This is a genomic window from Gemmatimonadales bacterium (genome assembly GCA_036500345.1).
Classification (GTDB): Bacteria; Gemmatimonadota; Gemmatimonadetes; order Gemmatimonadales; family GWC2-71-9; genus Palsa-1233.
In genome coordinates this window covers 1-21,792 of the sequence record DASYCE010000006.1, presented here as the reverse complement: position 1 = coordinate 21,792, position 21,792 = coordinate 1, and the positions used below count along the sequence as shown (strand labels likewise).

Annotated in this window: 24 protein-coding genes; 6 read left to right on the top strand and 18 right to left on the bottom strand. The window is 65.8% G+C overall.

All coding sequences use genetic code 11. From position 1 onward, the window contains the following. Positions 1–29: 29 nt before the first annotated feature. From VGM20_02340 to bla, 9 genes are all read right to left on the bottom strand, one after another. On the bottom strand, positions 30–1,382 hold the full coding sequence (locus tag VGM20_02340; protein ID HEY4099696.1) for an aminopeptidase P N-terminal domain-containing protein: 1,353 nt from the start codon (positions 1,380–1,382) through the stop codon (positions 30–32). 51 nt (positions 1,383–1,433) lie between these two features. Next, positions 1,434–3,593: a protein kinase gene (locus tag VGM20_02335; protein ID HEY4099695.1), complete on the bottom strand. Its 2,160-nt coding sequence runs from the start codon at positions 3,591–3,593 to the stop codon at positions 1,434–1,436. Between the two features lie 82 nt (positions 3,594–3,675). Beyond that, positions 3,676–4,197, bottom strand: coding sequence for a DinB family protein (locus VGM20_02330; GenBank protein HEY4099694.1), 522 nt, complete (start codon positions 4,195–4,197; stop codon positions 3,676–3,678). A gap of 47 nt (positions 4,198–4,244) precedes the next feature. Then, positions 4,245–4,853 (bottom strand): hypothetical protein, encoded by a 609-nt coding sequence (locus tag VGM20_02325; protein ID HEY4099693.1) that lies wholly within the window; start codon positions 4,851–4,853, stop codon positions 4,245–4,247. 119 nt (positions 4,854–4,972) lie between these two features. Next, positions 4,973–5,335, bottom strand: a complete 363-nt coding sequence (locus VGM20_02320) for a BrnA antitoxin family protein (GenBank protein ID HEY4099692.1) — start codon at positions 5,333–5,335, stop codon at positions 4,973–4,975. Positions 5,336–5,698: 363 nt separating this feature from the next. Continuing rightward, entirely contained in the window at positions 5,699–6,115 is a 417-nt protein-coding gene (locus VGM20_02315; protein HEY4099691.1) for a hypothetical protein, read from the bottom strand. Further along, positions 6,102–6,665, bottom strand: coding sequence for a YdeI/OmpD-associated family protein (locus VGM20_02310; protein ID HEY4099690.1), 564 nt, complete (start codon positions 6,663–6,665; stop codon positions 6,102–6,104). Before VGM20_02310 ends, VGM20_02315 begins: the two co-directional genes overlap by 14 nt. Before the next feature lie 27 nt (positions 6,666–6,692). Further along, positions 6,693–7,184, bottom strand: coding sequence for a hypothetical protein (locus VGM20_02305; protein ID HEY4099689.1), 492 nt, complete (start codon positions 7,182–7,184; stop codon positions 6,693–6,695). Next, complete coding sequence (bla, locus tag VGM20_02300; GenBank protein HEY4099688.1) at positions 7,184–8,158, bottom strand: subclass B3 metallo-beta-lactamase; 975 nt, start codon at positions 8,156–8,158, stop codon at positions 7,184–7,186. The genes VGM20_02305 and bla overlap by 1 nt, the downstream gene beginning before the upstream one ends. A gap of 84 nt (positions 8,159–8,242) precedes the next feature. Here bla and VGM20_02295 point away from each other — a divergent pair, with 84 nt between their 5' ends. Beyond that, positions 8,243–9,625 carry a YCF48-related protein gene (locus VGM20_02295; protein ID HEY4099687.1) on the top strand — a complete coding sequence of 461 codons (1,383 nt, stop codon included), beginning with the start codon at positions 8,243–8,245 and terminating at the stop codon, positions 9,623–9,625. A 7-nt stretch (positions 9,626–9,632) separates the two neighbouring features. On the opposite strand, the gene VGM20_02290 is transcribed toward VGM20_02295, so the two are convergent. Further along, entirely contained in the window at positions 9,633–9,830 is a 198-nt protein-coding gene (locus VGM20_02290) for a hypothetical protein (protein HEY4099686.1), read from the bottom strand. 66 nt (positions 9,831–9,896) lie between these two features. Between VGM20_02290 and VGM20_02285 the strand changes: the two genes are divergently transcribed. Continuing rightward, the gene (locus VGM20_02285; GenBank protein ID HEY4099685.1) at positions 9,897–10,070 is read left to right on the top strand and encodes a hypothetical protein; all 174 of its coding nucleotides are present in this window, start codon (positions 9,897–9,899) and stop codon (positions 10,068–10,070) included. Here the strand turns inward: VGM20_02285 and VGM20_02280 are convergent. The 5 genes from VGM20_02280 to VGM20_02260 all read right to left on the bottom strand — a co-directional run bounded on the left by VGM20_02280 (position 10,067) and on the right by VGM20_02260 (position 15,995). Then, complete coding sequence (locus VGM20_02280; protein ID HEY4099684.1) at positions 10,067–12,184, bottom strand: dehydrogenase E1 component subunit alpha/beta; 2,118 nt, start codon at positions 12,182–12,184, stop codon at positions 10,067–10,069. The two genes, VGM20_02285 and VGM20_02280, sit on opposite strands and share 4 nt — an antisense overlap. A gap of 85 nt (positions 12,185–12,269) precedes the next feature. Further along, positions 12,270–13,805 carry a S41 family peptidase gene (locus VGM20_02275; protein ID HEY4099683.1) on the bottom strand — a complete coding sequence of 512 codons (1,536 nt, stop codon included), beginning with the start codon at positions 13,803–13,805 and terminating at the stop codon, positions 12,270–12,272. Continuing rightward, on the bottom strand, positions 13,802–15,007 hold the full coding sequence (locus VGM20_02270) for a tetratricopeptide repeat protein (GenBank protein HEY4099682.1): 1,206 nt from the start codon (positions 15,005–15,007) through the stop codon (positions 13,802–13,804). Before VGM20_02270 ends, VGM20_02275 begins: the two co-directional genes overlap by 4 nt. Before the next feature lie 124 nt (positions 15,008–15,131). Continuing rightward, positions 15,132–15,647: an MBL fold metallo-hydrolase gene (locus tag VGM20_02265; protein ID HEY4099681.1), complete on the bottom strand. Its 516-nt coding sequence runs from the start codon at positions 15,645–15,647 to the stop codon at positions 15,132–15,134. A gap of 99 nt (positions 15,648–15,746) precedes the next feature. Continuing rightward, the gene (locus VGM20_02260; GenBank protein ID HEY4099680.1) at positions 15,747–15,995 is read right to left on the bottom strand and encodes a hypothetical protein; all 249 of its coding nucleotides are present in this window, start codon (positions 15,993–15,995) and stop codon (positions 15,747–15,749) included. A 101-nt stretch (positions 15,996–16,096) separates the two neighbouring features. On the opposite strand from VGM20_02260, the gene VGM20_02255 reads away from it, so the two are divergent. After that, positions 16,097–16,414 (top strand): nucleotide pyrophosphohydrolase, encoded by a 318-nt coding sequence (locus VGM20_02255; protein ID HEY4099679.1) that lies wholly within the window; start codon positions 16,097–16,099, stop codon positions 16,412–16,414. A gap of 4 nt (positions 16,415–16,418) precedes the next feature. Further along, a complete protein-coding gene (locus VGM20_02250) occupies positions 16,419–17,714 on the top strand; it encodes a hypothetical protein (GenBank protein ID HEY4099678.1) in 1,296 nt (431 codons plus the stop codon). 4 nt (positions 17,715–17,718) lie between these two features. Here VGM20_02250 and rsgA read toward each other — a convergent pair whose 3' ends face one another. From rsgA to VGM20_02235, 3 genes are read right to left on the bottom strand one after another with little or no spacing between them, the layout of a single operon-like run. Beyond that, a complete protein-coding gene (rsgA, locus tag VGM20_02245; protein ID HEY4099677.1) occupies positions 17,719–18,627 on the bottom strand; it encodes a ribosome small subunit-dependent GTPase A in 909 nt (302 codons plus the stop codon). Next, the gene (locus VGM20_02240; GenBank protein HEY4099676.1) at positions 18,621–18,944 is read right to left on the bottom strand and encodes a hypothetical protein; all 324 of its coding nucleotides are present in this window, start codon (positions 18,942–18,944) and stop codon (positions 18,621–18,623) included. Before VGM20_02240 ends, rsgA begins: the two co-directional genes overlap by 7 nt. Next, entirely contained in the window at positions 18,941–19,870 is a 930-nt protein-coding gene (locus VGM20_02235; protein ID HEY4099675.1) for a proline dehydrogenase family protein, read from the bottom strand. The genes VGM20_02240 and VGM20_02235 overlap by 4 nt, the downstream gene beginning before the upstream one ends. A 129-nt stretch (positions 19,871–19,999) precedes the next feature. Between VGM20_02235 and VGM20_02230 the strand changes: the two genes are divergently transcribed. Together VGM20_02230 and VGM20_02225 are read left to right on the top strand one after the other, a co-directional pair. After that, positions 20,000–21,328 (top strand): amino acid permease, encoded by a 1,329-nt coding sequence (locus tag VGM20_02230; protein HEY4099674.1) that lies wholly within the window; start codon positions 20,000–20,002, stop codon positions 21,326–21,328. Next, the coding region (locus VGM20_02225; protein ID HEY4099673.1) for a beta-eliminating lyase-related protein at positions 21,329–21,792 on the top strand (464 nt) is incomplete at its 3' end.

Sequence of the window (21,792 nt, the reverse complement as noted above, 5' to 3'; positions counted from 1 at the left end):
CCAGGAATCGGGGATTGCCTCGCAGCGATTTAGCGTGATCCGTGCGGCCGCATCGCGCGTTCTATCTCGGTGGCCGAGTCTGGCAGTCCCGTCGTAAGAATCTCGAACCCGGTCGGCGTGACAAGGATCATGTCCTCCATGTAGAACCCTTGTCCGCCGACCACGAAGATCGGCTCGTAATCCACCGTCATCCCCGCCCGCAGCGTATCCGGCAATGCTTCGGCAGCATCGAGACCGATGCCGTGCAATTGCCAGAACGGAATGCCGTCGGGACGAGTGATCACCGCCGCGGCGTCTCGGCCAAGCGACGTGCGCAACGCGGGCCGACGACGGGCGACTGCGGCGACGCTGGCGCGGATGACGGCGTCGGCGGTCGCCCCGGGGCGCAGCGCGGCGAGCCCGGCCCGGTACGCCGTGACGAGGAGATCGATGACTTCCGCCTGGCCGGCGGTGAAGGCACCAGACACCGGCACCGTCCGGCCGACATCTCCCTGGTAGTGATCGACCTGACAGCCGATGTCGAGTCGCGCGACCTCACCGGCGTGCATCACACGGTCGAGGTGCCCGGGGTCGATGAACGACGTGAAGGGGGTGGGAAACGCGGAATTGGGGCCGGACATCGCCCACGGCCAGAACGACACACCGCCGGCGTTTCGGACGCACGCTTCCACAACGGCCGCTTCCACTTCGCGTTGACGCCGCCCGGGCGAGAATCGAGGTAACGCCGCGAGGAGCGCCGCGGCGCTCGTCGCAGCCACGCGGCGCAGTGTCGCGATCTCGCCTGAATCCTTTACCGCACGGATAGCGCTGAGGATTGTGCCACCGCTGCGCACGACAGCGTTCGGCCACCTCTGCTGGATCGCGCGCCGCCACGCGCGCCACGGATTATCAAGGGTCGCCAGCGAATCGAGCGGAGTACCCAGATCGCCCGCGAAGTCGTTCGCCGAGCCACCGTCGTCGACGAAGATCGTCCGATGCGGGTCGGTCGACAGACGGTTGTCGATGTACGACCGGAAGTCGCTCCATTCGGAGACGTGGTCGACGTGAACGGCATTCGGCGACAACGCCGTCGGTGCTGTCTGCTTTGGCGCAAAGAAGCGCAGGTCTGGTGGAAGATCAGCCGGAAGGAACAACTCTGCGTGGTGTGTCGCACCGTCGAGGACGAGAACCGCTGCAAGCGATCGCTCGTCACCGGTGAAGTAGAAGAAGTTTGGCTCTTGATTGAATGCGGCGTCGGTCGACCCCGCGGGCGCCCAGCGGGAGCGAATGATGAGCAGACCGTTTCCAAGTTGGGCGTACGCGTGCGCGAAACGCGCTGGGTATGTCGAAAAGGGGGTCGCGGGTAGAGCGCCCTGGGCGCGCCCGACGGTCGGCGCGATCATGCTCGCGATCAGAAGTGCCGGCAGGGCGACAAAGCGTCGGAGGATCAGGATCTATCCCTTCAACTTGTCCTTCAGTGCCAGGAACCGCGGATTGCCCCGCAGCGATTCGAGATCGGCGTCATTCTCGATCCAGTTCCAGTGCCCGAACCCGGCCGCCACGGCACGTTCCAGCAAGGTGATCGCCTCGTCAGCTTCGCCGCTGGTGGCAAACATGCACGCGATATTGTAGAGCACCGTCGCGTCGCTCGGGTTGATCGCCAGCGCCTGCCTCGCCCAGTCCTTCGCCCCATTGAGCTCGCCAAGATGCGACAGCGCGATCGCGCCCATGTAGAGCGCCCGCGGATCATCCGGGTTGAGCTCCAGCCGCTTGGCCGCAGTGATCGACTGGCGACGATACGCGAGCTGGGCTTCCGCCGTGCGTCCCAGATTCGCGAACGTCTGGCCCATCAATCCTGCGACGACATAATCTTCGGGACGCAGCTCCGACGCCCGCTCGAACATCTTCAGCGCCTTGTCGTGCTTCCCCTGCGCCGTGAGCGCCCGGGCATACATGTACGCGGCGTCGAAGAGCTGCGGATTCAGCTTCATCGCCGTCTCGAACTCTCCTTCGGCATCGGCGTGCCGGCCGCGCAGCGACACCGCCATCCCGCGCGCCACGTGCGCCTCGGCCAGCCCCGGATCGAGTTCCAGCGCCCGGCGACTCGCCGTCTCGGCGTTGGAGAGGTTGGCCTCGGACGCGTCGAAGTTGGTGTACAGCACCGAGCACGAGTCGGCGAGCCCCGCGTACGCCAGCGCGTAGGTCGGATCGATCTCGATCGCCTTGGCGAACATCTGCCGCGCAAATTCGAGACTCTGCTTCTGGAACTGATGGAAATACTGCCGCCCGCGCAGGTAGCAGTCGTACGCTTCGACGTTCGCCGTGGGCACTCGCTCGATCGCCCGCTTTTCGTCGTCGCTCAGGATCACTCGCAGCGCCTTGACGATGCTCTGCGCGATCTCGTCCTGGATGGCGAAGACATCCTCGAGGTCGCGATCGTAGCGCTGCGACCAGAGCTGATACCCGTCGGCGACGTTGACCAGCTGCGCCGTGATGCGGAGCTTGTTCCCGGCCTTGCGAACGCTCCCTTCCAGCACCGTGGCGACATCGAGCTTCTTGCCGACCTGGCGGATGTCCTCGGTGGTCGCCTTGAAGGCGAACGACGAGGTGCGCGACGCGACCCGCAACGCCTTGATCGTCGTCAGCGCGTTGATGATCTCTTCCGCCATGCCGTCGGTGAAGTAGCCGTTCTCCCGCTCGGCGCTCATGTCGGCGAACGGCAGGACCGCGATCGACTTGGGTGCGGTGGCGTGCTTCACCGTCGGCTGTTCGGCCGGTGTCGCCACCTTCGGCCAGATCAGCGCCTTGGCGAACTCGGCCGACGTGTCGAAGCGCTCGCGCGGATCCTTCGACAGCGCCTTGGACACCGCCATGTCGATCTCGTCCGGCACCGTTGCATCGATCTTGTGCAGGGACGGAACCGGATCGGTGAAACGCTTGCTCAGCACCGCCTGCGCCGTGGCACCGGTGAATGCCCTGGCGCCTGAGAGCATCTCGTAGAGCATGCACGCCAGCGAATACTGATCGCTTCGTCCATCGATCTCCGACTCGCCGACCGCCTGCTCGGGGGAGACGTACGCCGGCGTCCCGACCATCATCCCGGTCTGGGTGAGTGTGTCGCCGGCCGAGACGCTGACCGCCTTGGCGATGCCGAAGTCCATCACGGTCGCTTCGCCCTCGTGCAGCATGATGTTTTCGGGCTTGATGTCGCGATGCACGACCCTTTGCCGATGGGCATAGTCGAGCGCGCCGGCAATCGCGCGCGCGATGTGCAGCGCCTCGTCGAGCGGCAGCTTGCTGCGCCGGTTGAGCGTCGCCCGGAGCGATTCGCCCTCGACATACGGCATGACGTAGTAGAGGAAGCCATCGGCTTCGCCAGAATCGTGCAGCGGCAGGATGTGGGGATGGTTGAGGCGGGCGGCGACCTTGATTTCGCGGAGGAAGCGGTCGGGGCCGAGCGCCGAGGAGAGTTCGGAGTGGAGAACCTTGAGCGCCACGGTGCGGTCATGCTTGCGGTCGTGGGCCAGGTACACCGTGGCCATCCCACCGCGGCCGAGTTCACGCTCTATGGTGTATTTGTCGGCCAACGCCCGTTCGATCAGTTCCAGCGCCAACCCGTCCCCCCTCACCGTAAGGCGCCAAAGCTAGCCGGGATTCGTCAGAGCACCAGCAACGGATTCGATGCGCCGCTTTCGCTCACGCCGGGGGCTCGACGAGTTGCGTGATCGCCGCGAGATGGTGGTCGTCGTGATCGGCCACGAAGACGGCCAGATCGATCAGGCGCATCGGCGTCCGCAGGCGAGGATGCAGCGCCGTACGGGTGAGGGCGGAAGCGTCCGCGGTCGCCAGGAGCTGCACGAACTGGTGACGCAGTCCCCGGAACTCGGCGAGGAGATCTTCCAGTGGACGCGCGTTGTGGTTCGCCTCGTGGGTGCGCCGGTTCGCGAGATCGGTGGGCGCCAGTTCCGGTTCCGCGGCGAACAGCTGCTGCGCCCGGCGAAACCACAGCGGCTCCAGGTCGACGAGATGCCCGACGTTCTCCTGCGCCGACCAGTGGCCCGGATGGACCCGGGTAAGAACGTCGGCGGGCAACGCTCGCGTGCGTTCTTCGAGTCGCGCGGGCGTGCCGCGCAGTCGTTCCACAAGACTGGGAAAGCGGCTGCTGGGGAGTGCGAAATCAAAGGAGCGCTCGAACCACTTCTCAGGTGATGGCGACATTCACGGAGCTCCGGTGCGGAAGGTGGAGACGGTGGCGCGGTCGCTCATCACTGCGAAATCCGGTGTACCTCCATCGTCCAGTAATCGCGGATCCACGTCTTGCCGCGGTCGAAGGTCGCGTCGGCGCGCCAGAGGAACTTCGTCGGCTCGATCGCGAAGTACCTGAATCGCACCAGCATCGTGCCATACCACTCGGTGAGGAGACGGTCGGCGCCGGCGCTCCACATCAGCCCCGGCTGCCACGCGCCGCTCGACGTGGTGACCCCTTCCATCTGCCAGAGGTGCCGCTGCGGATTGAAGACGCGGTAGGTCCAGGTGCCGGCATCCCACGTCGAGTTCGGATCATCGGGACGGAAATGGTCCTCGATGAAGACGCCCTTCCCGCCAGTCTGCTTCCTGGTGAAGACCCAGTGGCCAGTGAACGGCTGGCTGAACGCACCGTTCTGGGCGCGCCCCTGGAAAGTGAACGACCAGGTGCCGACCATGAAGTCGTAGTCGCCGGGATCGCTTCGCGCGGTGAGGGTGTCGTTGACGTCGAAGTTGGCACCCATCGTGTCGGGGAGCGGGATCGCGCGGGGAGCGGTCTGCGGAGTCTGGGCCGCGAGCGGAAGTGCCGTGGCGAGCGCGAGCGTGGCGACGAGGTGCAAACGACGCATCGGTGCAGCTCCGGGAAATGGGCGTTGAGCCGGATCGGTCGGACTGCAATGGTCGGTGAATCGTCGAGCGTGACGGAGACCTGACGAGGTAGCGCGGCGGGAGGTTTCGGGGAATTGCCCTAGCGGGAATTGCCCTTGCCCGTGCGCCTCCCCGCCTCCGCGACCGCTCGTGCCCGCGGCGCTCGGCCGCGGGCGTGGGACATATAGGCGCGCAGCACTGCGTTCATCCGAGTCTGATATCTGGGGCCAAGGCTTCGGAACCATTCGAGTATATCGGCGTCGACTCGCAGTGAAATCGCCTCTTTCATCATCGGCATCACCAGCGTGCCGTTGTCCCAGAAGTCGTTGGGAAGATCGGCCAGCTCCGGCGGCGCATTACGCGCAATCTCCTCTTCGCTCATGGCACGAAGCCGCGCGAGATCAGCGCGTCCGCGCGGCGACTTATCGATCTTCGACCGCTTCGCGGTGTGCTTGGCGCTCATGATGATTGCTCCGTCTTGCTGAGATGATCCGGCGGGTCAGAACTCCGCCCGTCCGATACCGATCGGTGAAACACACGGTCAGCTCAATTCCCTCGACCGATCCGACCGCGAGAATCCGTCGCTCGCCGTAGTCCCGGCGGCTGTCCTCGCGCTGTACGGTGAACTCCTCGAAAATCCGGGCCGCGAATTCGAAGTCGAATCCGCGGAGTCGAAGGTTCGCGGCGCTCTTGGCCGGGTCCCATGAGTACTGGAGCATGAATATGGTTCTGTATATACAGATGTCAAGGCAGAGGGAAAGATCGCCGTGACGATCAACTGCGGATCAACGACTGGCGAAGAGTCCTGCGATCAGGGGCCGACCAGTCAGTCCTGCGCGACGATCCGCCGCCGCCCCCACACCAGAAACGGCACGACGGTGAAGATCGCCGCCGCAACCCAGTAGGTCGCACCGACGCCGACCACCGTCACACCGGAGGTCTGGATCGGGATCAGCGTCCCCGCAACCAGCGGCGCACAGAACGCGATCACGCCGATGACCGCCGAGTAGAAGAACTGCTGCGCGATCTCGAATCGACCGAACAAGCGCGACATCCAGCGATTGACCAGCGCGTGCGCCGGCCAGACGAGGAGCGCGAGCGGGATTCCCCAGACGAGTGCGTCGGCGATGGCGGTGCCGATCGGGCGGCCGTCACCGGCGAGTGACGTCACCATCCCCTTGGCGACCGACGCCGCGGTGAAGGCGATCGGGAAGCCGATGGTGCTCGCGTTACGGCCGCTCAAGAAATCCCCTCCCCGCGAAGATCGCCGGCATCGCCTTCTCGATGCGTGAGGTGCGCGTCGCCGACTGCTTCGCGCCGGCGAAGTGGTAGAGGTAGCTGCGCTGCCGCCCCGGTGTCAGCGCGTTGAAGGCACGCTTGAAGCGCGCGTCCTTCCGGAATCGCGCCGTGAGTTCGTCGGGTACCGGGAAGTCGGAGGTCTTCTTCCGTTCGACCTTGAGTCCCGCCTTCTCGACGGCGATCGCTTCACGCACGTACGCCTTGATCGTCGCCGCCTTCGCCGTGATCTCGCGCGCGCTGGTGAACTTCATCACCCGCGCGGCCTGCACCTGGCCGAGTTGCACCAGCAGATGCTTCGGGTCCTTGAGCAGCGCGCCCTGGAAGAAGCCGAGGGCGAAATACTCCTTGAACCCCTGCATGATGACGATGTTCTTGCGGTCGATGGTGTAGGTGGGCTTTCCCCACTTGCACTCTTCCTTCATCGCGAAGCCGGAGAGGACGCGCCGCATCTCGGCGATCTCCCCTTTCCACTGATCCCGGTATGCCATCTCCATGATGAACTGATCCTCCCGCTGTCGTGGTCAGGACTTGCTGCGGCGCCGGGGCTTGGTTGATGCCGACTGCATCACGATCGATCCGGTGCCGGTGCGCGGGAACGGGATCGGATTCCGGGCAATTGCTTCGTCGACCAAGCGCGTGACGGCGGGACGCCGCAGGGTGGCAGCGCTATCGATTGGCACAAAGCGGACCAGCTTCCCCGACCCTCGCAAGAGCTTTTCGGGATCCGGCAGCTCCTTGCCACGACTCAGGTAGAGCGCGACGCCCTTGGCATCGGCGCGGATCGCCAGGACGCCATCATAGCCGTGATCATTCGGCGAATACGAGATCGCCAGCCATGAGGTGTACTCGTAGATCAGTTCGTGTGCTGTCGGGAGGCGTTTGCGGATCGCGCGGCGCAGGGTGGCGATGAGCGGCGCATGTGCCGGCGCGTGTTTGGCGATCACGGTGCGCAACGCCGCTTCGGCGGAGCGCCGTGCCGCTGGAGAGCCGGGATCAGGCGATGCGGTGGCCATCACGGAGCAACCCTTCCCTTCTCTTCGCGCAAGACGCGCTGAGCGACATCGTTCCGCGCATTCGCGACAAACTTCGCCATCGCGGATCGGTCGATCAAGGCTGAGGTATCGCCGCTGTCGCGGAGGGCGATCCGGTGCCAGAAATCCGACGCCTCGGGATGCGGCGTGAGGAGGATATCGCACGGCAGATGGTCGAGCAGCGCCAGCCCGTGCTCGAAATCCTGGATGGCGTTGGGGTAAGCCGTGCTTCGGGTGTAGAGGAAATCGTCGTCGGACGCCGGTGACTGGCTGTCGACATACACGATGTCGACACAGTGGCCTTGTCCAGAGCGAAGCGGCGGCTGGCCGCGCAGTTGACCGACCGGCCCGCTCGTCGTATCGCACGACCGCCAGCTCCAGCTCGTTCCCCCGGGCGTGTGTCCCGGCGTGAGATGCGCCGTGATGGTCAGCGGGCCCACGTGAAGTTTCTGCCCGTCGTGGACGATCTGGTCGACATGCACCGGTGGGTACGGAAGGACCACACCGTATTGCGGGTCGCTCGGATCGGACTGACCGCGTTCGAGGGTCGGCGCGCTCCGGGCGCTCGCCGCCACGCGTGCGCCGGACAATCGCGCCAGTTCGGCGAGACCACCGGCGTGATCGCTGTGGTCGTGCGAATTGAGGAGGAGCTTCACATCCTCGATCCGGAAGCCGAGGGCCTGGATGTTGGCGACGATCAACGGCGCCGACATCGCGAGAGCCCCGTCGATCAGGATGTGTCCCCTGGGCGAGGTGATCAGGATCGACGACAGACCGTCGGTGCCGACGTACCAGGTGTTCGCGAAGATGCGAAACGGCGCGTGCGGCTGGTTCCACTTGGCGCACCTGGAGCAGCGCGCCGCCGAATACGCGACGCGAACGGTGTCGGCCGACTGGGCGCCGGCGGGGACCGCGATGACGAGTGACGCCATCAACAACTGGTATGGACGGAGCATCCAGAAGAATAGCGAAACCCCGGTTCCGGAATCAGGCGTAGATTCTTCCACCCGATCCACCTCCCATACGCCGCGGGGGCCGTGATGCGATCCGCCCGTTTCAGGCTTGGTGCCACCAGCACCGGTCGTCGCGCGAGAGACCTGATCCTCGTCGCCGCCGTGTTGACGCAGGCCACATGCGAGGGACGCGATTCGACCGGGCCCGGATCAAGTGCCGTCGCCGACATCGCGCTCACGACGACCGCCGTCATCGTGGTACCGCAGCAGACGCTGAAGTTGACCGCGACACCGCGCGACGCAGTCGGCAATCCGCTCACGGGCCACACCGTCGTCTGGAGCTCTTCGCAGCCGGCCGTCGCGACCGTCGACAACAGCGGGCTGGTGACCGCCCAGGCGCCGGGAATGGCGACGTTGACCGCGATGATCGACGGGAAGAGCGGATCGGTGACGATCACCGTTCGCCTCCCGGTCCTGCCGCCATCTCCCCCTGGTGCCGACACAGTCTCGGCACTCGGGCCGTGGACACTGGTGCTCAGCCGGCCGATCACGTCGAAATACGAGGGGCTGGCGTTTCCCGACTCGCTCCATGGCTGGGTCGTATCGGATCAGGGCGACATCATCGCTACGGCCGACGGTGGCGCCACATGGACGCAGCAGGCGAGCGGCCTCGGCCTGTTGCGTAGCGTCGACTTCATCGACAGCACTCGCGGCTTCGCGGGAACATTGCTGGGGAAGTTGTTCAGGACGACCGACGCGGGAACGACGTGGACCGACGTCACCTCCACACTCCCCAGGACGCCGGTCGGTTTCTGCGGGATGACGCATGTCGGCAACCATGTGCACATCGTGGGTCGCTACATCGGCGCGACGGATTATTTCATGTCCCCCGATGGCGGAGCGACGTGGCAGTACACCAATCTCAGCGCGCTGATGGGGGGACTGGTCGATATCGCCTTCGTCAACGAGTCGATCGGATTCATCGGCGGAGCCGGCATTGGAGTCGGGAGGGCGACCGGACCCGCGACGGTGCTCAAGACGACCGATGGCGGTGCGACGTGGCGCACGGTGTTCACCAACGCTGCCGGAATTGGATGGGCGTGGAAGATCTTCATTGTTTCGGCCAACGTGATCTATGTCGCGGTCGAATCAGACGACGACACCTATCGCGTGCTCAAGTCGGTAGATGGCGGTGAGACCTGGGCAGTGGAGATCGTCGCGACCGGACAACCGACGGGGACAAGTAAGACAGGATTCCCCGCGGGCGGATTGCAGGGGATCGGATTCCTCGATGCCAACGTGGGGTGGGTCGGCGGCTTCTTCACCGGGATGTTTGCCACGACGAATGGTGGTGCGACGTGGAGTCCGGTGACGCTCGGGAGCGCGTACGTCAATCGTTATCGGCCGGCCGGCAGCACGCTCTTCACTGCGGGAACGCAGGGAGTGCTGCGCTACGACGCGCGGCACTAGCTGACGCTCACCCGTGCGAGTTGTAGACGCTCGGCTCGCCGCGGGCGAGCAGGAGGAGGTGGATCAGGAGTTCTCCGGCGATGAATGCCACACCGCCGATCCACCACGGCATCGTCGACGGATGATGGTGGAAGAAGAGCGCGCGCGTCGCCATCGCGCCGGCGTAGAGCAACGATCCACCGATGAACCAGGCGACGACGCGCACGACGAATCCGACGATGCGATTGCTGATCAGCGGGCGAAGCTGATTTCGGCAGACGAGTTCGACGAAATGGCCACCGAGGGTGAACCAGAGGGCGAACTCGACGCCGAGCGGGAAGAGTGCGAGACGGCGGTGGACCAGCGCGATGATCGCGCCGATCGCGATCGCGAGTCCGATGGTGCGACGCAGCGTCCGCGAGAACGGTTCGGAGAAGTGGTCGGTTGGTCTCTCCGCCTCGCCTAGTATTTCAGAACCTCGACCATCGCGGCCTGGAGGCTTTCGACCTGCGGCAGGATCACATCCTCAAGCTCCGGCGCGTACGCCACGAATGTATCGGTCGCCGCGACGCGCTTGACCGGCGCATCGAGATACTCGAACAGATCCGACGCGATCTTCGCCGAGATCTCCGAGCCGTAGCCCCAGCTCAGCGAATCCTCGTACGCCACGATCACGCGGCTGGTCTTCTTCACCGACGCGGCGATCGTGTCCCAATCGACCGGATTGAGTGACCGCAGGTCGATCACTTCGACACTCTGCCCCGTGGCATCTTTGATATTCCTTGCGGCCTGCCATGCGCGCTGCACCACGGCGCCGTACGTGACCACCGTCAGATCGCGCCCCTCCTTCACCACCCGCGCCTTGCCGAACGGGATCATGAAGTTCGGTCCGGGGTACTTCCCCTTGTTGTATGTCTGCCGGTAGAGGTGCTTGTGCTCGAGGAAGAGGACCGGGTCCTCGCAGCGGATCGCGGTGCGCAGCAGTCCGTTGGCGTCGAGTGCCGTCGACGGACAGACGACGCGGATCCCCGGCACGCCGGTAAAGATCGCCGCCCCGGTCTGCGAGTGATACACCGCGCCACCCTTGAGGTATCCGCCGTACGTGACACGTACGACCACCGGTGCTGCGTTGGCGTTGTTGCTCCGCCAACGGAGCAGCGCGAGCTCGTTGCGGAGCTGCATGTAGGCGGGCCAGATGTAGTCGAAGAACTGGATCTCGACGACCGGCTTCATCCCGCGGGTCGCGAGCCCGATCGCCCGGCCGATGATATTCGCCTCGGCGAGCGGCGAATTGTATACCCGCGTCCCGCCGAACTGGTTCTGCAATCCGAAGGTGACCTTGAAGACGCCGCCCTTCCCCTTCACCGCCGTGCGGTTCGACTCGCGCGATGCGTCGGCGACGTCCTGGCCGAAGACGAGAATCCGCGGGTCGCGCGCCATCTCGTCCCTGAGGCAGGTGTTGAGGAGATCAACCATCGTGGTCGGCTCGCCGGTCGACTGCGGGTCGTCCTCGGTGTCGAACTGCTCCGCCGTCGGATCGACGTCGGGAGAATAGACATACTGATAGATCGTGTCGGCGGTCGGCTGCGGCGATGCGAGTGCGATCCCCGTCGCCACCTCGATCTCCTCGTTGACCGCATTGCTGATCTGCTCCAGCTCCGCCTCGGTGGCGATGCCGTCAGCGAGCAACTTGGCCGGATAGGTGCGCAGCGGGTCGCGCGCGGCGTCGGCCTCGCGCTCGGACGCCGGCCGGTACGCCACTTCGTCATCGGACAGCGAATGCGAGTATGGGCGGATCACCCTGGCGTGCACCAGCGCCGGCCCCTTGCGGGTGCGGGCGTGGTCGAACGCCTTGAGCATCACGTCGTACGAGGCGACCGGATCGCAGCCGTCGACTTCCTGGATGAAGAGGTTGGGGAACGACTGCACCAGCTTCGAAATCGATCCGCCGGCGGTGTTCACCTCCACCGGGACCGAGATCGCGTAGCCGTTGTCCTCGATGAGATAGACGATCGGCAGCTTGAGATTGCAGGCGGTGTTGAGCGATTCCCAGAACTCGCCTTCGCTCGTCGTCCCTTCGCCCGCGGTGCAGAGCACGACTTCATCGCCCGCCGATAGGTCGCGCGTCGCGTCGCTTGCCGGGGCGCGCACCGCGATCTCGGCGGCGCCGACCGCCTGGAGGAACTGCGTCCCGGTCGGACTCGACACGTTGACGATGTTGAGTTCCTTGTGCCCCCAGTGCGACGGCATCTGGCGGCCGCCGGAGTTGGGATCATCGGCGGCGGCAACCGCCGAGAGGAGCTGCTCGGTCGCCGTCATGCCGAGACCGAGGCAGAGGGCGCGATCGCGATAGTAGAGGTAGAACCAGTCGTGGCCGGGGCGGAAGATCCTGGAGGCGGCGGCGGTCACCGCTTCGTGGCCGGCGCTGGAGATCTGGAAGAAGATGCGATTCTGCCGCTTGAGCTGGACTTCCTTGTCGTCGAGCCGGCGGGAGAGGAGCATCAGCCGGTAGAGATCGAGGAGCTCGGTCTTTTCGAGCCGGATCGCTGAGCGCGAGCGCGCCTGGGTACGGGTGGCCATGGTCCAAAGATGCCCCGCCGGGGGGCAGATGTCATCCCGATCCCTTGCTTGGCGTCCTGCGGACGCTGAGCTCGGGGTGAGGCGGCTAGTGTCCGAGAATCGCCGCACTCCGGGCGAAGAGTCCCCGCGCCGCGATCACGTCGGGGTCATTCCTGATCGAGAGTTCTCGACCGGCCTCCTCGTTCCACCGGACCGTCGCAACATCGGCCGCGAGACGTCGCGACATCGCGGCGCGCGAGGGCGCGTCGACCGCCGCAGCGATCGCCAGTCGTGCGCGTACCCGCCCGAGAAAGGGGAGGAGGACGCGATCGTTCCATCTCGACGAATCGGCAAGCCATGCCGCGCGATCGGCCGGCGCACTTCCGAGCGTGTTGGCAACACTGTCGGCGATGGCACGATCCCAGCCGCTGTCGGCCGCGACGGTCCACCATCGTGGCGCTCCGGGCGGTGGCGGCAGCGCGACATCGGGGGCGATCCCGCCGCCGCCCTTTTCCGGCCGTCCGTGCACGGTGTGGAAGATCCGGGTGGTGTCCTGCCAGGCCGAGTCCCCGGCGAAGGCGTAGTACTGCTCGAGCTGCAGCCCGGTGTATGGTCGCTGGATATATCGTCCACTCGGCGAAAGAACATGCCCAACCGTGAGTTCGACGAAACCGTCGGGGACGAGGAAGCCGGTCTGCATCAGCGCCTTCCCGAAGCTCCGCCGGCCCGCGACGATGGCGCGGTCGTTGTCCTGCAGCGAGCCGGTGAGCGCTTCGGCGGCACTGGCGCTTCCCTGATCGATCAGCACCACCATCGGCATCTGTTCGAAGTCGCCGTCGCTGCTGGTGCGGTACTCCTTGTTGACCGATTGCTGGCGGCCGCGGGTGGAGAAGACGAGCGACTTCGCCGGGAGGAATTCGCCGGCCATGTCGACCGCTTCGGTGACGATCCCGCCGGGATTGCCGCGCAAGTCGAGGATCAGGCGCTTGGCGCCGCGGCCCCGGAGGCTCTTGACGGCGTCGTGCACCTGCGTCGCCGCCTTCTCGCCGAACTCGGACAGCTTGAGGTAGCCGGTGACCGAGTCGACCATCAGTGTTTCGGAGACAAAGTTCGCCGGCTTCGGCATCTCGCGCTTCACCGACACGCTCACTGAATCGGGCTCGAGACGCGGGCCACGCTCGACTTCGACGCGTACCTTCGTCCCCTTGTCGCCGGCGAGCCGCAGCGCAATCGCGCGCGCGGTGAGTCCCGCCGTCGGCACGCCGTCGATCCTCACGACGCGGTCGCCGGGGCGGATTCCTGCGCGATCGGCCGGCGATCCGTCGGAGACACTCAACACCGTCGCGACACCATCGGCGAGTTCGAGCGAGACGCCGGTCACGGCAAGTTCGCCACGCTCCAGCGCGTTGAATCGCGCATTGTCTTCGCTGCTCATGTACCAGCTGTGCGGGTCGAGCGACCGGAGCATGCCATCGATCGCGGCGTGGAGCAGCTGCCGGTACGTCGTCGAATCGACGTAGTTGCTCCGCACGTGATTCAGCACGTCCGAGAAGCGCTGCAGCTCTTCGTACGACCCCTGTGCGCGCACCGGTCGTGCGGCAGCGAACGACAGCAGGAGAATCGCCGCCGCAACGCGCCTCACTTCAGCGCCGCCAGATGCTGCCTCGCCTGTTCGGCGCGCTGCGCCATCCGGCTCGGCGCCACCGCCACGACCTCACCGAACGCCTTCCGGGCTTCATCGGTCCGGCCGAGCTGCTGCATCGCGATCCCGTACCAGTACCAGGCGTCGGGATCGCGCGGGAGCACCTGCACGGCGGTCTTGAGCGCGTCGCCCGCTTCGGCAAAACGGCCGGCACGCCCGAGCGTCACGCCGAGATCGACATTGAGCGTGGGATCGTCGGGGTTGGCGTTGACGGCGTTGCGTCGTTCTTCGACCGCGTGGTCGAAATCCTTGCGGCTCTCGTAGATCTCGGCGAGACGAACGTGGGCGATGTAGAGCGAGAGATCGTGCTCGAGCGCGTCGTGCAGCGTGGCAATCGCGGCGTCGCCGTTGCCGGCATCGGCCTGGAGCACTCCCACGAAGTAGCGATACTCGTTCGACCGGATCGGAAAGTGGATCACGTCCTTCTTTTCGGCCTTCGCGGCGGCGATCGAGTCGCGCACGATCAATTGCTGGAATTGCGCGATCGCGCTGGCGTAATTCTTCTGGTGCGCCGCGGCGAGCCCGTCAAACCAGAGAACCTGCTCCGGTACGTCAGCTTGGATCCTGGCGTTGTTGCCGTACGCCTTGATGTAGACATCGAGGTTGGTCTCGCAATCGGCGTAGTGCCCTTCCTCGCAATCGGTGAGCCCCTCGATGAGCGCGGCATCACTCTGCCCGAAGGCGTCGTGCATCGTCCAGTAATCGACCGAGATGTCGTTGGCCGCCATGATCCGCATGTCGACCATCGGATCGATCAGGAAGGCGTGGCGGAATTCGCGGGTTTTCTGGTCGATGGCATCGCGAATCGACTTCGGGGTCTGGGCGTCGATGCGGGTGATTCCGTCGAGCATGTGCCGGTCGCGCGCGAACGGGAGATACGCCAGCGCGAGATGCGCAGCGGCAAAGCGTGGGTCGAGGGCGACGGCAGCGTGCAGTTCGCGATCGACGTCGGGCCACTTCTTCGCGTTCCAGTAACCCAGCGCCACGTTGTAGTGCGCGGCCGGATCGTTGGAGTCGGCCTTGACCTGCTTTTCGAGCGTGGAGAGCGGCACGGGGAGGTCGATCTTCCCCTGCGCCTGTAGGAGTTGCGGCACCGCGACCGCGACAAGCGCGAGGGCGAAACCGAGCGACCGGCCGGACATCAGGGTCTCCTTGAAATTGTCGTCGGGGCGCAGGACACGAATGGTAACGTCGGCAAGGCAACGCGGAAGCGGAGGTCGGGGTTCCCGCACGGGGCCCGCCCGCAACGGCAAATGTGACCCGAGTTCACGATCGTACCGGGAAGATCGCTCCATGCCCGGGGACAATATGGTCAGCGATGCCGCGAACCATCGCGCGGCTCCGGCGTTGACGTTCGGCGTCGTGTGACCAGCGGCTCCAGACGTCGGGCGTGTCGTCGTTGGCGCATTCGAAGAGGTCACCGACAATGGCGATCACGCCGCCGGGAGTCGTGACGAGGACGCTGCGGTCGTGATCGGTGTGGCCGGGCGTGGCGATCACGGTGATCGACGCGTCGGGATCTGCAGGCAGCAGAAATGGCGCGTCGGCAAAGGAGTGCGAGTGGTATTCACCGTCGCGGGCGATGTCGTCGTCGAGAATGAAGGTCGCGTGCGGAAAGAGGGCGTTGCAGCCAACGTGGTCGAGGTGGCCGTGGGTGTTGACGACAAACGCGATCAGCTCCGGCGCGAGATCGCGCTGGTGCAGCGCCTCGAGGAGTGCCGCGTGCTGCGACGTATCGCCGGTGTCGACGAGGATGTTCACCTGGCCGCGGATCAGTGTCACGGTGGCCCCGGTGTCGAAGCGGCCGGGAGCGGTCTCGCGGACCCAGCCGGTGAGGAGAACGTCGACGATGTTGGGCAGGATGCCTGGTCCTCGGCTTGGCTACTTCCCCGCGAGCCGCTTGAGCGCCTGCAGCTGCTGCAGCGCGCTTTTCCCGGAGTCGGCCGGCGCGGCGGGGGCAACTGCAAAGAGGTCCCGGATATCAAGAAGGATCTCCAGCATCAGCTGGTCGCGCATGTAAGCGTTGTCGAGGTCGAACATCCGGTCGGTGGCGCCGACCGTGCGGGCGTGGTCGAACGACTCTTTGTAGATCTGTTCGAGGTTGCCGAGGATCCGTTCACGTGAGCGCATCGTTGGTCCGAATGGGATTGGCGTGGAATATAGGCCGCGCGCCCGCTCCTCCGGACCGCCCCGCACTTGACCCCCGGCCCCCGGCAATCGACCCTTGATCCATGTCGCTTACCGAATCGCAGCAGCGGGTCGATGCCTGGATCTCCCAGTTCGAGGAGGGGTACTTCCACCCGCTCACGAACCTCGCCCGCCTCACCGAAGAGGTCGGCGAGCTGGCCCGGGAGATCAATCACCGGTTCGGCCAGAAGACCAAGAAGAAAGACGAAGCCGAGGGCGACCTGGCGATGGAGATGGCGGATATCCTCTTCGTGATCATCTGCATGGCGAATCGGGAAGGGATCGATCTCCAGCAGGCCTTCGATACCATGATGCACAAAGTGGAGCAGCGCGATGCCAATCGCTGGACGCGGAAGAGTTGACTCGATGAAATGGACGATCGGTGCCCTCGCGTGTGCGCTGATGACCGCGGGCGTCGCGTGCGCGCGGCCACAGGCCGCGACTCCGGTGGAGATCGACCGGCTGGTCGCGGCGAACGACACCACCGGCCTCGCCAAGGCAGCCGAGCGGCAGTGCAAGGGAAAGTCGGCGACGGCGCTGCAGAGCTGCTACGAGGACTACTTCGTCGAGCTGGCCCGCAGCGACCGGATTCACGTCGCGCTGGGCGCACTCGCGGCGCTCGCCGCGCGCAATCCCGCTGTGCAGCTCGACGGGCACGGCTACACCCACGTGATCGGGATTCGCGCATGGAAGCCGGGCGAGGACGTCGCCAGGATCTTCCGGTCGTGCACCGGACTCTTCCAGTCGGGCTGCTATCACGGCGTGATCCAGGCGTATCTCACCGAGAACGGGGCCCTCGATTCGGCCCGCGCCGTCCAGCTCTGCAATGATGTCGCGGCGGCGCCCGAGGATCGCTGGCTCCGCTTCCAGTGCGTCCACGGGCTCGGCCACGGCTTCGAGATGGCGTGGAACTGGGAGCTTCCCAAGGCGCTCAAGGGATGCGACTGGCTGCACAGTTCGTGGGATCGCTATTCCTGTTACGGCGGCGTCTTCATGGAGAACGCCGTCGCATCGATGCCCGGCGGCCATCACACCGCGGTGCATGCGCTCGACGAGTCGGGCGCCGTGGTCGCCGATTCCAGCGCGAAGAGCGACGACGGGATGGCCGGCATGCCGGGGATGGATCACATGATGCCCGACCCGAGCAAGATCACCTTCAAGATGCGCGACTCCACCGACGCGCTCTATCCGTGCTCCATCGTCGACACGACGTATCAATTCTCCTGCTATCAATTGCAGGGTGGCCTGATCCTCGCCCGCACCAACAGCAACTTCGAGCAGGCCACCAAGGAGTGTGACAAGGCACCACTGGTGGGGCGCGGGCAGTGCTACGTCTCGCTCGGCACCAACGCCAGCGGCTTCACCGTGCAGAACACGCCGAAGGTGATCGAGGATTGTTCGCACGGCGACCCGGGATTCCAGCCGTTCTGCTTCTCGGGCGCGGTCAAGAACTACGTCGACGTGACGGCGAAGGCCGACGACGGCCTCAACTTCTGCAAGCAGGTGCCGGTCGGGCCGAATCGCGGACCGTGCTTCGCCGCTGTGGGAGAAGAGATCGCCGTGCTCAAGCCAACCGACCCCGGCGCGCGCGCGGCGGCGTGCGCCAAGGCCGCAGAAGATGGTGTGGCAGAATGTCGCCGCGGAGCGGAGCTGCTCCCCTAGCGCGCTACTCCCAGTCTTCGGGGAGTGTCGCGAGTTCGGCGAAGATGGCGAGGTAACTCTCGTAGCGACTGCGCGGCACATTACCGGATTCGACCAGTGCGCGCACGGCGCATTCCGGTTCGCCGCGGTGGGTGCAGTCGTCGAAGCGGCACTCCCCGACCGCCGGCCGGAACTCCGGAAAACATTCGTCGAGATGGGCGCGATCGAGCGCCCACATCCCCACATCCGAAAAGCCGGGGGTGTCGACGACGAAACCGCCCACCGCCAGCGGAACCATCACAGCCGACACCGTGGTGTGCGTACCGCGCTGCACCTTGGCGGAAATCTCGCCGATGCGAAGTCCGAGTCCCGGCTCAAGCGCGTTGAGCAGCGACGACTTGCCCGCACCACTCGGCCCGGTGAAGACCGACTCCTTTCCGAGCAGCCTCTCGCGGAGCAGTTCGACGCCGTCGCCACGTTTCGCGGCGGTCCCGATCACCTCGTACCCGGCCGCGGCAAGATGCGATGCCACCGCCGATGCCGGCGCGATGTCGATCTTGTTGACGATCACGAACGCCGGGATTTCGCTCGCTTCGGAGGCCACGAGGAGGCGATCGAGGAGCTGCGGGATCGGCGCCGGATTCGCCGCCGCGATCACCACGGCGACCTGATCGACATTCGCCGCGACGGGCCGCGTCCCGCGCCCACCGGGAACGCGGCGGTCGAGAATCGCGGTGCGCGGCTCGACGGTCTCGATGCCGAGAACATCTTCGGTGAGGGTGGCGGGATCGAAGCGGACGCGATCACCGGCGACGGCGCGGTCGACTTCGCGCTTCGCCTTGCCGCGCAGCACGGCGGTCCGTTCGACGCCGTCGACGAGGACGCGGTACGATCCTCCTTCGCGGGCGAGGACCACTCCGATCGTCGTCAGCACTCCTCCGGCTTGGCGGCTTTCTTCGCGATCATCTCGTCGAGTATCGCCTTCACATCGTAGAGCGAAAGGGCGCCGAGACGTTCGCGCGCCTCTTCGACGGTGGCACCCCAGGTGAGATAGTCGGATTCGAGATGGCCGTCGGGAGTGTCGCCGGCGGCGGTCCAGCGGACGAAGAGGAGTGCGGCGCCGTAGCGGCCGCGGTCGTCGGCTTCGTCATCGATCCAGAGCGCGACCGAATAGGGGAGACCATCGCTCCCGGTGAATGCGGCGGCACGATCGTGTGTCGCCATGTATCCACCGAGGGTGAACTCGGTCACGTCCTGGATCGTTCCTTCGCGATGTTGCCGAGAATGAAGACGATGTTCGCCGGGCGCTCGGCGAGGCGGCGCATCAGGTACGGGTACCACTGCGTGCCGAACGGGATGTAGGTCCGGATGCGGTAGCCTTCGCGCGCGAGGAGTTCCTGCAGGTCGCGGCGCACGCCGTAGAGCATCTGGAACTCGAAGCGATCGCGCGGGATGTCATGCATCGCCACGAAGTCGCGCGCGTGCGCGATGATCGTCTCATCGTGCGTGGCGATCCCGGGGTAGTTGCCGCTGGCGAGGAGCTGTTCCATCAGGCGCACGTACTGGGCATCGACATCGCGCTTGTCGGGAAAGGCGATATCGGGCTTCTCGAGATAGGCGCCCTTGCAGAGCCGCACGCGGACCGCGGAGGCGATTTCATCGGAGATATCGCCGGCGGAGCGGCGCAACGCCGCCTGGATCACGACGCCGGCGTTGGCGCGATAATCGGCGAGGAGGTTCTGGTGGTAGAAGTCGAGGGTGCGCTGCGTGTACGGCGACCCTTCCATGTCGAGGCGGACGAATCCGCCGAGGGCGCGCGCGCGATCGAGAATCGCAAGAATGTTGCGCCGGCAGAGCGCCTCGTCGATGTCGAATCCCATCTGGGTGAGCTTGACCGAGACGTTGACCTCGATCCCGGCGGCGTGCATCGCGTCGAGCATGGCGAGATAGGCGTCGCGGGCGCGCTCGGCTTCGTCCGGGAGCGAGACGCTTTCGCCGAGCATGTCGAGGGACGCGGTGATGCCGCGCTGGTGGAGCTCGGCCGCGGCGGCAACGGCATCAGCGATCGTTTCGCCGGCGACGAATCGCGACGCGAACTTGCGGGCGAGGCGATTGGTGCGGACAAAGTTGAAGATCGACTGACGGGTGGAAAGCCAGAGCAGGAACGAGCGCATCATGCCGGGTCACGTCCTCGGTGGTGATCGGAACGGCGGGAAAGGTAGTGGTTGCCTTGGGCGGGGGGAAACGCGAACTTCGGAGACGCTCCTTCCCGGGACCAATTCGATGACGCACGCCGGCCGCACGGCATGAACGACCCGCACGGCTCCGTCGGATACGCGCGGCGGCTTGGCCTCTTCTCCGCGACGATGATGGTGATCGGCGGGATCATCGGTTCGGGGATCTTCCTCAATCCCGCCGTGGTGGCCCAGCGCGTCAAGACACCCGCGATGACACTCACCGCCTGGGGACTCGGCGCGGTGATCGCCCTGATCGGCGCCTTCGTCTTCGCCGAACTGGGGCAGCGGCGGCCGACGGCGGGAGGCGGCTACGCCTACCTCCGCGAAGCGTTCGGCCCGCTGGCCGGATTCATGTACGCGTGGGCGCTGCTGCTGGTGATGGCGACCGGCGCGATCGCCGCGGTGGCGATGACGTTCGCGAGCTATCTCGCAGCACTGGTGGGGTGGCCGGCGAGCGCGCAGCCGATGATCGCCGCGGCGGCGATCGCGATCCTCACCGTGATCAACATCCTCGGCGTGCGGCCCGGCGCGTGGACGCAGAACATCTTCACCCTCCTCAAGCTTGCCGCGATTGCGGCGCTGATCATCGCGGCGTTCATCGCGCCATCAAAGCCACCGGAAATCGCGGCGACGCCGCTCCATGGCGGCCCGCTGATCCTGGCGCTCGGCGCCGCCCTGGTGCCGGTGCTCTTTGCCTTCGGCGGGTGGCAGCAGACCAACTTCGTCGCCGAAGAACTGATCGATGCCGAACGCAACCTGCCGCGCGCGCTGGTGATCGGCGTGGTGGCGGTCGTGGCGGCGTATCTGCTGGTGAACGTGGCGTACCTGCGCGCGCTCGGCGTCAATGGCCTGGCCGCAAGCACCGCCCCGGCCGCCGACACCATGGAGATCGTCACCGGTGCGCTCGGCCGCCGATTGATCGCGGTGGGGATCGTGGCGTCGACGTTCGGCTTCCTCAACCTCGTCATTCTCGTGTCGCCTCGCGTCTACCAGGCGATGGCGCGCGACGGACTCTTCTTCAAGTCGTTCGCCAGGCTGCATCCCACGTGGCGCACGCCGGTCGCGGCGCTGCTGCTGCAGGGGGCGTGGGGGATCGGCTTGCTGATGTCGAAGAAGTACGGCGAGTTGCTCGACTACGTCGTCTTCGGTGACTGGATCTTCTTCGGCCTCAACGCGCTGGCGCTCTTCGTGATTCGCCGGCACGACGGCGACCGGAAGATCGCGATGCGCACCCCGCTGCATCCGTGGAGCACGCTCGTCTTCGTGGCGTGCGCCGTGTACGTGATGGTCGGCTCCATCGTCTCGAACCCCAGCAACGGACTCCGCGGCACGCTCCTCCTCGGCGCCGGGATCCCGATCTTCCTCTTCTGGCGCGCACTCGGCGCCCGTGAGCGTTGAATGTTCTCGCCCAAAACGATCATCGAACCGTTCCGGATCAAGAGTGTCGAACCGATCCGACAGACGACGCACCAGGAGCGCAGCGATGCGCTGAAAGCGGCGCACTACAATCTCTTCCTGCTGCGCGCCGCGGACGTGCTGATCGATCTCCTCACCGATTCGGGGACTGGGGCGATGTCGTCGCGGCAGTGGGCGGGGATGATGCGCGGCGACGAATCGTACGCCGGTGCTGATTCGTTCTTCCGGTTCGAGGAGTCGGTGCGGCACATCACGCGGCTGCATCACGTGATTCCCACGCATCAGGGGCGCGCGGCGGAGCGGATTCTGTTCGGCGCGATGGTGAATCCCGGCGACATCGTTCCGAACAACACCCATTTCGATACGACGCGGGCAAATGTCGAGTCGCACGGCGGGACGGCGCTCGACCTCCCGATCGCGGAAGGGCTGCAGCCATCGACGATCCA